General features: G+C 67.8%; 9 protein-coding genes. 4 read left to right on the top strand and 5 right to left on the bottom strand.

Going from position 1 to position 13,978, the window contains the following annotated elements; genetic code table 11:
• Positions 1–751: 751 nt before the first annotated feature.
• On the bottom strand, positions 752–2,869 hold the full coding sequence (recG, locus tag OCW50_RS24725) for an ATP-dependent DNA helicase RecG (RefSeq protein WP_262299348.1): 2,118 nt from the start codon (positions 2,867–2,869) through the stop codon (positions 752–754).
• A 194-nt stretch (positions 2,870–3,063) separates the two neighbouring features.
• Here recG and OCW50_RS24720 point away from each other — a divergent pair, with 194 nt between their 5' ends.
• A complete protein-coding gene (locus tag OCW50_RS24720) occupies positions 3,064–3,360 on the top strand; it encodes an FAD assembly factor SdhE (RefSeq protein ID WP_262268721.1) in 297 nt (98 codons plus the stop codon).
• A 197-nt stretch (positions 3,361–3,557) separates the two neighbouring features.
• Positions 3,558–7,079, top strand: coding sequence for a transcription-repair coupling factor (gene mfd, locus OCW50_RS24715; protein WP_262299347.1), 3,522 nt, complete (start codon positions 3,558–3,560; stop codon positions 7,077–7,079).
• A gap of 247 nt (positions 7,080–7,326) precedes the next feature.
• Here the strand turns inward: mfd and OCW50_RS24710 are convergent, their stop codons facing one another.
• Together OCW50_RS24710 and OCW50_RS24705 are read right to left on the bottom strand one after the other, a co-directional pair.
• Positions 7,327–7,671, bottom strand: coding sequence for a response regulator (locus OCW50_RS24710; RefSeq protein WP_262268723.1), 345 nt, complete (start codon positions 7,669–7,671; stop codon positions 7,327–7,329).
• Positions 7,672–7,980: 309 nt separating this feature from the next.
• Positions 7,981–9,795: an extracellular solute-binding protein gene (locus OCW50_RS24705; protein ID WP_262299346.1), complete on the bottom strand. Its 1,815-nt coding sequence runs from the start codon at positions 9,793–9,795 to the stop codon at positions 7,981–7,983.
• Between the two features lie 218 nt (positions 9,796–10,013).
• Between OCW50_RS24705 and OCW50_RS24700 the strand changes: the two genes are divergently transcribed.
• Positions 10,014–10,820 carry an invasion associated locus B family protein gene (locus OCW50_RS24700; protein WP_262299345.1) on the top strand — a complete coding sequence of 269 codons (807 nt, stop codon included), beginning with the start codon at positions 10,014–10,016 and terminating at the stop codon, positions 10,818–10,820.
• A gap of 76 nt (positions 10,821–10,896) precedes the next feature.
• Here OCW50_RS24700 and hspQ read toward each other — a convergent pair whose 3' ends face one another.
• Complete coding sequence (gene hspQ / locus OCW50_RS24695; protein WP_262268726.1) at positions 10,897–11,226, bottom strand: heat shock protein HspQ; 330 nt, start codon at positions 11,224–11,226, stop codon at positions 10,897–10,899.
• Positions 11,227–11,477: 251 nt separating this feature from the next.
• On the opposite strand from hspQ, the gene OCW50_RS24690 reads away from it, so the two are divergent.
• A complete protein-coding gene (locus OCW50_RS24690) occupies positions 11,478–12,449 on the top strand; it encodes an AEC family transporter (RefSeq protein WP_262299344.1) in 972 nt (323 codons plus the stop codon).
• 90 nt (positions 12,450–12,539) lie between these two features.
• Here OCW50_RS24690 and OCW50_RS24685 read toward each other — a convergent pair whose 3' ends face one another.
• Entirely contained in the window at positions 12,540–13,751 is a 1,212-nt protein-coding gene (locus OCW50_RS24685) for a UbiH/UbiF family hydroxylase (protein ID WP_262299343.1), read from the bottom strand.
• Positions 13,752–13,978 lie beyond the last annotated feature (227 nt).

The following is a 13,978-nucleotide window of genomic DNA, read 5'->3' as shown; positions in this document are numbered from 1 at the left end:
GGATCTCGGCCACGGCCCGGTCGGTGGCCCCGTTGTAGCGCCACCAGCGCAGGTACAGCCCGCGCGCGCTCGCCGAGGCGCAACGCAGCGGATAGGGCAGACGGTGATAGAGCGCGACGGCTTTCATGCAGATTGCCTGATCAAGGGGCGCATCCAGGCGATGAAATCTGCCGTAACGTCAAATTTTTCCAGCCCGCCGTCTTGAACTCTGCCAATGTTTTGGTTGAGGTTGAGGCCACCGCGAAATCCATCCTGCTCGACGAGGTACCGGCTGACCGTTCGGAGCTTTGGGGCGTATGGGGATGTTCCCATGATTCTGAGCCTTATGACTGAAACAGTGAATGCTTGGAGTGAGTCTCTGTTGTTCTCTGGCTCAGGCTTCCGGTTGACGATCGTGCAAAACCCCGCAACATCGTCTGGAACGTATAGTCGAACTTGATCAACGGACCACGCTGACAACCTCAGTCTGGGATAAGTCGGTTACAACATCATAAATAAGAGAGTTGGAATTTGGCTGCATCTACTCGTTTGGGGTAGCCGAGAGGGGCGGCCACTCGTCATGCTTTCCCCGCAGGGGCGAAACTGACCAAAATGCCCCTCCAATGCCATGGATCCCTGCCGTATGCTCATGGCCAAGCCACAGAATCCTAGGTTCGCTGCCCGTTTTCATCGATCCCGACAGGAATCACAATCTCTCGACTGATTGAGTGCCGGGCATCCCGGGACGTACCCGCTACGATCGGTGGAGGGATCAGCCCGCCCGCAGCAGCCTGATCGCGGAATCCCGCTCGAACAGGTACAGCAGCACCCGCAGGGCCTGGCCGCGCTCGCTAACGAGGTCGGGGTCCCGGTCGACGATCAGGCGGGCGTCGTCCCGGGCGGCGGCGAGCAGGTCGCCGTCCGTTTCGAGGCGGGCGAGCTTGAAGCCGGGCGTGCCGGACTGGCGCGTGCCCAGGACCTCGCCCTCGCCGCGCAGGCGCAGGTCCTCCTCGGCGATGCGGAAGCCGTCCTCGGTCTGGCGCATCATCTCGAGCCGGGCCTGGGCGACCTGGCCGAGGGGGCCCTTGTAGACCAGGAGGCAGGTGGAGGATTTCGACCCGCGGCCGATGCGCCCGCGCAGCTGGTGGAGCTGGGCGAGGCCGAAGCGCTCCGCGTGCTCGATCACCATGATCGTGGCGTTGGGCACGTCGACGCCGACCTCGATCACCGTGGTGGACACGAGGATCTTGGTCTCGCCGCCGGAGAAGCGCTCCATGGCGGCGTCCTTGTCCCGGCCGGCCATCTTGCCGTGGATGAGGCCGACCCGGTCGCCGAAGAAGCCCTGGAGCATCTCGAAGCGCTCCTCGGCGGCCGCGAGATCGATGGATTCCGACTCGCCCACGAGCGGGCAGACCCAATAGACCTGATCGCCGCCCGCGATGGCGCGCCCGATGCCGCCCACGACCTCGTCGAGCCGGTCGATGGAGATCAGTTTCGTGCCGATGGGCTTACGCCCGGCGGGCTTCTCGCTCAGCACCGACACGTCCATGTCGCCGAAATAGGTCAGCGCCAGGGTGCGCGGGATCGGCGTGGCGGTCATGACCAGGATGTCGACGGCCTCGCCCTTGGAGCCGAGCGCCAGCCTCTGGTGCACGCCGAACCGGTGCTGCTCGTCCACGACCGCGACGCCGAGGTCCTGAAACGCGACTCCCTCCTGAAACAGGGCATGGGTGCCGACCGCGATCTGGATGCTGCCATCCGCGAGGCCCGCCAGAATGGTCCGGCGGGCGACGCCCTTCTCGCGCCCGGTGAGCAGCGCGATGGTGAGCCCCGCCTGCTCGGCCATGGGGGCGAGGCGCTCGTAATGCTGGCGGGCGAGGATCTCGGTCGGGGCCATCATGGCCGCCTGGCGGCCGGCCTCGATGGCGCTCGCCATGGTGAGCAGGCCCACCACGGTCTTGCCCGAGCCCACGTCGCCCTGGAGCAGGCGCAGCATCTTCTTGTCGGACACGAGGTCGTGGCGGATGTCCTCGATGGCCTGGGCCTGCGAGCCCGTGAGCCCGAAGGGCAGGGCGGCCTTCAGCCGCTCGACCAAGTGGCCGTCACCCGCGTTCACCCGGCCCGGAAGGCGCCGCATGCGGCTTCGCACCAGGGCGAGGGCGAGCTGGGAGGCGAGCAGCTCGTCATAGGCGAGCCGCCGGCGGGGGGCTGATTTGGCCAGCGCGTCCTCGGAGAGCTGCGCGGCGCTGTCGGGTCGGTGCAGGGTGGAGAGCGCCTGACGGAAATCGGGCAGGGCGTTCCGGTCGAGCCAGGCCGGATCCTGCCATTCCGGCAGGGCCGGGACCTTGTCGAGGGCAGCTCCGATGAACTTGCCCACCATGCGCGAGGAGAGTCCCTCGGTCAGGCCGTAGACCGCCTCGACGGCCGGCAGGCTCTCGATGCTCTTCTCGTCGAGGATCCGGTCCGGATGGACCATCTGGCGCCGGCCGTCCCAGAGCTCGATCTTGCCGGACACGTAGCGGCGCTCGCCGACCGGCAGGATCTTCTCGAGGCGCGCCTTCTGGCCGTTGAAGAAGATCAGCGTCACGTCCCCGGTCTCGTCCTCGACCAGGATCCGGTACGGCGCCCGGCGGCCGGGCGGCGGCGGGCGGTGGGCCACGACGGTGACGGACAGGGTCACGGGCTCGCCCACGGGCGCATCGGCCACCGATCCCTTCATCTCCCGCGAGATGCCGCTGGTCGGTACGTGGAACAGCAGATCCATGACGCGCGTGGGCTTGCCCGGCTCGCCCAGGAGGCGGTCGAGCAGGGGGGCGATCTTGGGCCCGACGCCCGGCAGGGTGTTGGCCGGGGCGAAGAGCGGATCGAGAATGGACGGACGCAATGACATTCGACGGGATGGCAACGGGCAGGGAGATGGTTATATAGCGGCTAGAGCATCGGACCCGAAAGTGGAATGCACTTTTGGGAGCAATCCGAGACTCAATCCCTTAAACGGCGCATCACCGAGTGCGAGCCCGGAGGGTCGCACGATGCGCCGGGCCGCCCGGAGGCGACGTCAACTTGACCGATCGGAGCAATCCCATGAGCGGAACGACACGCAGCAGCGCCGGCCTCGACACCCGCCGCAGGCAGATCCTCTACCGCTCCTGGCACCGGGGCATGCGCGAGATGGACCTGATCATGGGCCGGTTCGCCGATGCCGAGATCGGCGACCTCTCCGAGGAGGATCTCGACGAGTTCGAGCGCCTGATCGAGGTGACCGACCGCGACCTTCTCGGCTGGATCACGGGCGAGATCGCCACGCCTTCGAATTACGACACGCCCCTGTTCCGGCGCCTGAAGGCCTTTCACACCCACACCGCGCCGATCCACAGTTGAGGCACCTGCACGTCATCACCGGCACGAGGCGGGTGATGACGCGGGAGGGTGAACCTCCGACAGAGGCATGGAACAGGCCCCTCGACCGGGATGACAGACGCCCCGGCCGCGGATTAAACCACGCCAATCTTTCTCCCATCCGACGAACCGGGCGGAATCGCCCGCGTTCTTCTTGATCTCTGACCCGATACCTCATCATGAAGCCAGCCCTGACCCGCGCCCTCGATGCCCTTAAAAAAGGCCAAAGCCTGACTCTGTCGAGCGTTCCGGACGGCTTCGACGCGCTCGCCGTGGCGGATCTTGCCCGCGGCCTCTCCGGTGAGGTGGAGGGGCCGGCGGTGCTGGTCCATGTGGCCCGCGACGGGCAGCGGCAGCAGAACTTCGCCAACAGCCTGGCGTTCATCGCGCCGGAGGTCGAGATCCTGACCTTCCCGGCCTGGGACTGCCAGCCCTACGACCGGGTCTCGCCCAATGCGGCGATCACCGCGCAGCGCATGACCACCCTGGCGCGGCTTGCCCGCTCCAGGACCTCCGAGGACAAGCCGCGCATCCTGTCGACCACGGTGAACGCCCTGGTCCAGCGTGTGCCCCCGAAGGCCCGCATCGCAGCCGAGACCTTCTCGGCGGCGCCCGGCAACGTGGTCGACACGACGCAGCTGATCGCCTGGCTCGAGAGCAACGGCTTCCTGCGGACGGGCACCGTGCGCGATACGGGCGAATACGCGGTGCGCGGCGGCATCATCGACCTCTACCCGGCAGGCCTGCCCAACCCGGTGCGCCTCGACTTCTTCGGCGACGCGCTGGAATCGATCCGCGCCTTCGATCCGGAGACCCAGCGCACGGTCGGCACCCTGCGCTCCCTCGACCTCGTGCCCATGAGCGAGGTCCAGCTCACCACCGAGAGCATCCGTCGCTTCCGGCAGGCCTATGTGGCGGCCTTCGGGGCGCCGACCCGCGACGACCGGCTCTACGAGGCGATCAGCGAGGGGCGGCGCTACCCCGGCCTCGAGCACTGGATGCCGCTCTTCCACGACCATCTCGACACCCTGTTCGACTACCTGCCGGGCGTCCCCGTGGTGTTCGACGCGCTCGCCGACGACGCGGCGGGCGAGCGCCTCGCCCAGGTGAAGGATTATTACGACGCCCGCCGCGACGGCATGGGGCAGAACCAGCCTGGCGTGGCGCCCTATCGCCCGCTGCCGCCGGACGCGCTCTATTTCGAGCCAGAGGAATGGTCCGAGCGCACCGCCCGTCTCCCGCTCGCGCGGCTGACGCCCTTCGCGGTGCCGGAATCGGCCGGCCGGCTGGTGATCGACTGCGAGGCCCGCCAGGGCCGCAACTTCATCGCCGAGCGGGCGGACGAGAACGCCAACGTGTTCGAGGCGGTGGTCCGGCACATCCGCGACCTGCAGGCGGCCAAGAAGCGCGTCATGCTCGGCGCCTGGACGGAGGGCTCCCGCGAACGCCTCTGCCACGTGCTGCAGGACCACGACCTGCGCCAGACCAAGCCCATCGCCCGCTTCTCGGACGCGCTGGCCTACCCGCGGAACGAGGTCCCGGTCGGCATCTGGCCGCTGGAATCGGGCTTCGAGACGGCGGATCTCGCCGTCGTCAGCGAGCAGGACATCCTGGGCGACCGGCTCGTGCGCCAGAAGCGCAAGTCCAAGCGCCCGCAGGACTTCCTCACCGAGGTGGCGGCGCTCACGCCGGGCGACCTCGTGGTCCACGTGGACCACGGCATCGGGCGCTTCGAGGGCCTGAAGACCATCGAGGCGGCGGGCGCTCCGCACGACTGCCTGGAGCTGCATTACGCCGGTGGCGACCGGCTGTTCCTGCCGGTGGAGAACATCGAGCTCCTGACCCGCTACGGGTCGGAGGAGACGGAGGTCCAGCTCGACAAGCTCGGCGGCGGGGCCTGGCAGGCCCGCAAGGCACGCATGAAGCAGCGCATCCGCGAGATGGCGGGCGCGCTCATGAAGATCGCCGCCGCCCGCATCCTCAAGGACGCCCCGCGGCTGACGCCGCCGGAAGGGCTCTACGACGAGTTCGCCGCCCGCTTCCCCTACGACGAGACCGAGGACCAGCTCAACGCCATCGAGGCGGTGCTGGACGACATGGCGTCGGGCCGCCCCATGGACCGCCTCGTCTGCGGCGACGTGGGCTTCGGCAAGACCGAGGTGGCCCTGCGCGCCGCGTTCGTCGCCGCCATGGGCGGCAAGCAGGTGGCCGTGGTGGTGCCGACGACCCTGCTGGCCCGCCAGCATTACCGCACCTTCTGCGACCGCTTCCGCGGCCTGCCGCTCAACGTGGCCCAGGCGTCCCGCTTCGTGCCCGCCGCCGAGATGAAGAAGACCAAGGAGGGGCTGGCCGACGGGTCGGTCGACATCGTCATCGGCACCCACGCGGTCCTGGGCAAGACCATCAAGTTCAAGGATCTCGGCCTCATCATCGTGGACGAGGAACAGCATTTCGGCGTGTCCCATAAGGAGCGCCTGAAGGAGCTGCGCGCCGAGGTGCATGTGCTGACCCTGTCGGCGACGCCGATCCCGCGCACTCTGCAGCTGGCGCTCACGGGCGTGCGCGAGCTGTCGCTGATCACCACGCCGCCGGTGGACCGCCTGGCGGTGCGTACCTTCATCACGCCCTTCGACCCGCTCCTCATCCGCGAGGCGCTCCTGCGCGAGCGCTACCGCGGCGGCCAGGCCTTCTACGTGGTGCCGCGCCTCGACGATCTCGGCGACGTGAAGGCCTTCCTGGACAAGGAGGTGCCGGAGGCCAAGGTGGCGGTGGCCCACGGCCAGATGGCGGCCGGCCAGCTCGAGGACGTCATGACGGCCTTCTACGAGGGCAAGTACGACATCCTGCTCTCCACCACGATCGTGGAATCGGGCCTCGACATCCCGACCGCCAACACGCTCATCGTCCACCGGGCCGACATGTTCGGCCTGTCCCAGCTCTACCAGCTGCGCGGCCGCGTCGGGCGTTCCAAGACCCGCGCCTACGCGCTGTTCTCGGTGCCGGCCAACAAGCCCCTGACGGTCCAGGCCGAGCGGCGCCTCAAGGTGCTGCAGACCCTCGACACCCTGGGCGCCGGCTTCCAGCTCGCCTCGCACGACCTCGACATCCGCGGCGCGGGCAACCTCCTGGGCGAGGAGCAGTCCGGGCACATCAAGGAGGTCGGCTACGAGCTCTATCAGCAGATGCTGGAGGAGGCGGTGGCCCAGCTCAAGGCCGGGATCGAGGAGCCGGCGGAAGACCAGTGGTCGCCCACCATCGCGGTCGGGGCCCCAGTGATGATCCCGGAGAGCTACATCGCCGACCTGCAGCTGCGCCTCGGCCTCTACCGCCGGCTCTCGACCTTCGAGGCCGACCAGGAGATCGACGCCTTCCGGGCCGAGCTGGTGGACCGGTTCGGGCCGGTCCCGTCCGAGGTCGATCAGCTGCTCAAGATCATGGCGATCAAGGTGCTCTGCCGCCGCGCCAACGTGGAGAAGGTGGACGGCGGGCCGAAGGGCATCATCATCTCGTTCCGCGACAACGCCTTCGCCAACCCGACCGGGCTCATCTCCTACGTGACCGAGCAGGCCTCCTTCGCCAAGGTGCGGCCCGACATGAAGATCGTGTTCGTCCGTGAGACCGAAACCCCGGACGAGCGCATCAAGGCCGCGACCACGATCCTGCGCAGCCTCGTGCGGATCGCGGAGAAGAAGGCGGCGTGACACCCGCGCGGTCCGCCGGCCTGTGCTTCCTAAAGCATCGGACGTGAAAAGTGGACTTGCACTTTTGGGATCCATCCGATGCTCTAGTGGCGAGGGCAGGGCCAGGGTGACGACCTTCCCGCGTCGTCACCGGCCTTGTGCCGGTGATCCCGATCATGAGACGCGCGGCGCTCGAGACAATCGAGATGGCCGGGACAGGCCCGGCCATGACGTGGGGGGTATCCGTTGACGGAGAAGCGGTGAACCCTCAGAGGTCCGGAGCCGCGACCGTGTGCATGCCGAGCTGGTTCTGGAGCATCGTGGCGGCGCCGCTCACCCCGCCGGTGACGATGACCGGCGTGCCGGTGTCGGCCAGGCTCTTGCGCAGGCGGGTCGCGAGTTCGAGGAACCGGCGCCGCTCGGCCCAGCCCGCATGGCGGGGCATCTGCAGCACCACGGCCGCCGGGCTCGGGATCAGGGCCAGGACGTCGTCCGCGGCCTCGAAGGGGGTCGTCACGCTCGCATATCCCATGCCGGCCAGCTCCGCCGACAGGGCGCTGTCGGGAGCACGGTCGCCGTTGTCGACGACGAGGACCTTCGGCATTGCGTTCATGGCGATACCCTGCAGTTGGACGCGTCGGTTGAGAAAGAGGTGCTCACCTAACGTCGAAGCAGAGCATTAGTTTCATTGTCTCCATGAATGGAAGCTCAACAATAGGGGGTATCCACGCCTCTTTGGGCTAAAGCATCGGACCCAAAAGTGGACTTGCACTTTTGGGATCCATCCGATGCTTTCTTCTTGAATGAGAGCATCGGTCAGAATCTTTTATGACACCATGGGACATACCGGACCCTGGGGGCCGCGCCAGCGAAAACCGGATCCACTTTTCGCTGACGCGGCCCGCTGGGTCCGTCCGATGCTCTAGTGCGGCCGGCGCCACCACGTATCGATATTGACCCCCATCAGGGGCGTCCGGTCCGGCCGGCCGAGGTCGCCGTTATAGGCAAGCCACTGATCTTTCAGGTAGAACAGCGGGATCACGTAGAAGCCCGACAGGAGCGTCCGGTCGAGGGCCCGCACGGCGGACACGAAATCCTCGCGGCTTTTCGCCTCCAGAAGCGCGTCGATGAGGCGGTCCACCGCGGGGGACGTCACTCCGGCATGGTTCTGGGACCCGCCCCGCTGGGCGGCCGCCGAGCCCCAGCGGTTGCGCTGCTCGTTGCCCGGCGAGGGCGTCCCCGGCCAGAGCCACTGGACCATGTCGAAGTCGAACCGGGCGAGGCGGCGCCAGTACTGCACGTCGTCCACCAGACGCACGCGGGCCTGGACGCCGATGCGGCCCAGGGATTGCGAGACATTGAGGGCGAGCCGCTCCTGCGAGCGGGAATTGACCAGGATCTCGAAGGCGAAGGGCTCGCCCGTGCCCTTCCGTCGCAGCACGTCGTTGTCGAGGGTCCAGCCGGCCTCCGACAGGAGCGCGAGGGCGCGCCGGGCCATGTCCCGGTCCCGGCCTGATCCGTCGCCGGCGGGCGGCTGCCAGCGCCCTTCGAGGATGTCCTCCCGAACGGCCCCCGGGAACGGGGCGAGCAGGGCGCGCTCCCGGGCGTCGGCGGGACGGCCCGTGGCCGCGAGGTCGGAACCGGAAAAATAGCTGTCCGAGCGGGTGAGCTGGCCGAAATAGAGGTTGCGGTTCACCCAGTCGAAATCGAACAGGTAGCTCAGGGCCTCCCGGACCCGGGTGTCGGCGAACAGGGTCTTCCGGGTGTTGAACACGAAGCCGTTCATGCCCTTGGGCAGCCGGGTCGTCAGGGTCTCGCGCCGGATGCGCCCGTCCCGGACCGCCGGAATATCGTAGCCCGTCGTCCATTGGCCCGGATCGCCCTCGATCCGGAAATCGTAAAGTCCCGCCTTGAATGCCTCGAACAAGCTGTTGGCATCGCGATAGAAATCGTACCGGATCTCGTCGAAGTTGTAGAGCCCGCGGGTCACGGGCAGGTCCTCGCCCCAGTAATCCTTGCGGCGGGTCAGGACGATCCGCTCGCCGGGCCGCACCTCGGTCAAGGCATAGGGGCCGGACCCGATGGGCGGAGCGAGGCTCGTCCGGTCGAAGGTCTCCAGGTCGGTCGCATGGGCGGGGAAGATCGGCATGGTCATGCCGATGAGGAGCGGCAGTTCCCGGTCGCTGGAGCCGGACAGGTCGAAGCGGATCCGGTGCGGGTCCAGGATCTCGACCGCCTTGACCTGCCCGAAGCTCGACCGGTGGAAGGGTTTTCCGTAGGTCTTCAGGGCCTCGAACGAGAAGCGCACGTCCTCGGCCGTCAGCGGGTGGCCGTCCGAGAACCGCGCCCGGGGGTCGAGGTTGAACGTGATCGCGCTCCGGTCCTCCGGCATCTCCACCGTGCGGGCCACGAGGCCATAGACCGTGAACGGCTCGTCGGTGGAGCGGATCATCAGGCTCTGGAGCACGTAGCGGGGCACCGCGTCGGGCGCCACCCCGAGGACGATCAGGGGGTTGAGGCTGTCGAAGGTGCCCTGGAGGCCGAGCGTGATTCGTCCGCCCTTCGGCGCTCCGGGGTCGGCATAGGGCAGATGGTCGAATCCCGGCGCGAGCGCAGGCTCTCCGTGCATCGCGATGCCATGCCGCAGCGTCTCCGCCCCGGAGGCGGCGGAGATCGCCCATCCAGGCAGGAGAAACACGGCTGCAAGCAGCAGATTCCGTATAAGCCAGCGGCCCATGGCGCTCCCGGTGGAGGGTGTCGTTGAACCCGAGCAATGTTGTACAGAAATTTGCCCCGGGTGACTGGAAACCTACCACACGAAAGGTTAAAGGAGCGCCACACGTCTTGTCTTCGCCACATTCGGCAAGGATTTGGACCCCGTCATTGCAGGTTAAGAACACGCCGGGTAAACGGCCTATTCGAAAGCCGAACTTTCGACTGAAGAGGATCACACACATGTCTTTCGCGACACGCTTCGCGAGCCTGGGGGGGACCCGTGGCCTGGCAACTGCCTTGGCTCTTCTGGTGAGCGCACCCGTTCTGGCTCAGACCGCGCCGGCCCAGAAGCCCGCCGCCCAGCCGGCCCGTCCGGCCGCCCCGGCCCAGCAGCCGGCGCCGGGCGCCGCCGCCCAGCCGCAGCAGAACGCCGGCCCCACGGTCGTGCAGGTGAAGGCCGAGCCGTCCCAGCCGGAATGGACCAAGGTCTGCGGCAAGGACCAGAACACCAACACCGAGATCTGCTACACCACCCGCGACTTCGTGTCGGACCAGGGCCAGCCGGTTCTCGCGCTCGCCGTCTATGACGTGAAGGGCCAGCAGCCGCAAAAGGTCGTCCGCTTCGTGATGCCGCTCGGCCTGCTGCTCCAGCCCGGCCTGCGCTTCGCCGTCGACCAGGGCCAGGCCACGCCGGGCCGCTACGTCATGTGCCTGCCCAACGGCTGCTTCGCCGAGGCCCAGGTGAAGGACGACTTCATCGCGGCCATCAAGAAGGGCAACAACCTGAACGTCAGCGTCCAGAACCAGATGGGCCGCGAGATCACCTTCGCGGTTCCGGCCGCCGGCTTCGGCAAGGCCTTCGACGGTCCGCCGATCGACCCGAAGGTGCTCGAGGAGCAGCAGAAGAAGCTCCAGGAAGAGCTGCAGAAGAAGAGCGAGGAGATGCGCCAGCGCATGCTTCAGAGCCAGGGCGGCGCCGCCGCGCCGGGTGCTGCTCCTGGCGCTGCCGCTGCCGGCGCCGCCGCTCCGGCCGCCCCCAAGCCGTAAGGCCTGGACCATCCGCACAAACAAGAACGCCGGGCTCCAGGGCCCGGCGTTTTTGATTGTCGCGACGAGGGAGATCTCAATTGGCCAGAATCGGCTTCGCCTTGTAGCTGCCGTTCTTCTCCCGGGTGAACATCTCGGCGATCATGGGATTGCGCAGAGGTTCCTCGGAATGGTCGGGCAGGAGGTTCTGCTCCGACACGTAGGCGATGTATTCGGTTTCCCCGTTCTCGGCGAAGAGGTGGTAGAAGGGCTGGTCCTTCCGGGGCCGCACCTCCTCGGGAATCGACAGCCACCATTCCTCGGTGTTGTCGAACTCCGGATCGACATCGAAGATGAGCCCCCTGAAATCGAAGACCCGGTGCCGAACCACTTGGCCGATCGCGAATTTTGCTGAACTCGCTTTCATGGTCTTAACTCCTTGATCTTCATATAGAGATCCTTGGCGGATTCTCCAAATCGCCCCGGTCACGATTGAGAGAGCAAGATCCGTGCCAGGGCCGAGCCGGAGACGAACCGGAGACGAGCCGGAGACGAGCCTTGCATTGGCGGCGGGGCGGTCTGCCGAAAACCGGGATTGCCGCAAGGTTGGAACCTTGCCAGAAGACGGTCTCCCGCCGGACATGCCGTCCGTTCCTCCTGCCGTCCCTGGAGCCGCCGATGTCCGACCTGATCGGGCTGTTCAACCTCCTTGCCCCGTTCTTCGGCCTCATCGGGCTCGGCTTCTTCTGCGGCAGGGTGGTGAAGCGGCCGGAAGCCGGGCTCGCCTGGATGCAGTTCTTCCTCATCTACGTGGCGCTGCCCTGCCTGTTCTACCGGCTCATCGCCGACAAGCCCCTGGACCAGCTCGCCAACTGGCCGTTCATCGCCGCCACCACGGTCTCGACCGCCTGCGCCTTCGCGCTCTCCTTCGCGACCGGCTGGCGCTACACGAAGGACCTGCCGCAATCGGTCATGCAGGGGGTGGCCGGGTCCTATTCCAACATCGGCTATATGGGGCCGCCGCTCATCCTGGCGGCGATCGGCGCCGCGGCCAGCGCCCCGGTGGTCCTGATCTTCGTCTTCGACACCCTGTTCCTGTTCTCGGTGGTGCCGCTGCTGATGTCCATGGCCGGCCTCGACCGGCTCAGCCTGCCGGCGACCATCCGCCGGATCGTCTGGCGCGTCGCCACACATCCGTTCAACATTGCCACCGCGGTGGGCATCGCGGCGAGCTACCTGCACCTGCGCCTGCCGGGACCGGCCGACCAGATCGTCACCTGGCTGTCCGGAGCCGCCGCGCCCTGCGCCCTGTTCATCCTCGGCGTCACCGTGGCCCTGAGGCCCCTGCGCAAGATACCCGGCGAGGTGCCGGCTCTCGTGTTCATCAAGCTGTTCCTCCACCCGCTCCTGGTCTGGGTGGTGCTCTCGGCCGTCGGCGATTTCGGCCCGGACTGGACCTACGCGGCCATGGTCATGGCGGCCCTGCCGCCGGCGCTCAACATCTTCGTCATCTCGACCCAGTACGACGTGGGCGTGGAGCGCGCCTCCGCGTGCGTCCTGATCGGCACCCTGGTGTCCATGGTCACTCTGACGGGCGTCCTCTACCTCACCACCAAGACGGGGGCATTGCCCTACGATCTGTTCCCGTGAGGGCTTGCCTTCGCCACGTCATCGCCGGGCTTGTGCCGGCCATGACCTGGGAGAGCGTCTTCCCGCGCCAGCGGACGACGAGAGCGAGTTTCAGCCGGCCGACGACACCCCCTGCATCAGCCGCGGCACGCCCACGCGGGGGAGAACGCCCTCGCGCATCACGATCCGGCGCAGCGGGCCGATGTTGCTCAGGGCCAGAAGACCGGCGCCGCGCAGGAAATCGGTCGGGATCATCCCGGTCAGGAGCGTCCGGTTGAGGCCGTCCACGGCGGCCGTGCGCAGGCGGACGTCCAGGTCCCGGCCGCGCTGGTAGGCGGACAGGGTCTCGTCGGATCCGGGCCCGTGGCCCCCGTCGCCGCCGTCGATCACCGCGTCGCGCAGGGCGGCGGCGTCGCGGAAGCCGAGATTGAGGCCCTGGGCGCCGATGGGCGGGAACACGTGGGCGGCCTCGCCCACGAGGGCGAGATGGCGCGACCAGTAGCGGTTCACCGACAGGCCGCTCATGGGCACGAGCCCGCGCGGGCCGTCGACCCGCATGGCACCCAGATGCGACTGCGCCTGCCGCTCGACCGCACGGGCGAGGGCCGCGTCGTCGAGGGCGGAAAGCCTTTCGGCCTCTGGCTTGCTCGTGACCCAGACCAGGCTCGAGCGGCGGCCGGGCAGGGGCACCAGGGTGAAGGGCCCGTGCCGGGTGTGAAACTCCGTCGAGGTCTCCCGGTGGTCCCGGTCATGGGCGAGGATCACGGTTACGGCCGATTGCGGGTACGACCAGGTCTGCGTGCTGATCCCGGCGATCTGGCGCAGCTTCGAATTCCGCCCGTCGGCGGCGACCACCAGTCCGGCTCGGAGCGACGTTCCGTCGGCCAGCGTCACGACGGCCCCGGTCTCGCCGGTCGCGAAGCCCGTGGCGAATTCCGGCACCAGGGTCAGGGTCTCGCGGGTCCGGGCGGCTTCCGCCAGCGCCTCGACGAGCGCGACGTTCTCGATGTTCCAGCCGAAGGCGTCGAGGCCGATCTCGCCGGCCCGGAACGCGGCCGGCGGCGGGCGGAACAGGCTGCCCGTGTCGTCGACGATGCGCATGGTCTCGAGCGGTGCGGCAGCCGTTGCGACCGCGGGCCAGACTCCGAGCGCTTCCAGGAAACGGACCGAGCCGTTGAGCAGTGCGACGGTGCGCCCGTCGCGGCGCACGTCGAGACCGCCGACGAGAACGGTGCTGTAGCCGTCGCGGGCGAAGGCCAGGGCGGCACTGAGCCCCACGGCTCCGGCGCCGACCACGGCGATGTCATAGGTGCTCTTGGTCACGGTGCTCTCTCACCATCGGGTTGTGGACGGATCGCGGACTCACGGGAAACGGCGGATTCGGCATTGCCGACCGGCGCGCCGCTTCCCTATGATCGCTCCATAACGGAACTGTGGACCGAACAGCTCTTGCCAAGGTCTGCGCGGGCCGTCATCCATGTGCAAATTCCTAGCGCATCGTGGGGACCCCAAAGGCCCGCCGGGGACCCCCCGTGCGCCCAGCCCCGCGA

The sequence above is a fragment of the Microvirga sesbaniae genome, from assembly GCF_025460805.1.
Classification (GTDB): Bacteria; Pseudomonadota; Alphaproteobacteria; order Rhizobiales; family Beijerinckiaceae; genus Microvirga; species Microvirga sesbaniae.
This window is presented reverse-complemented; position numbering and strand designations above follow the sequence as displayed.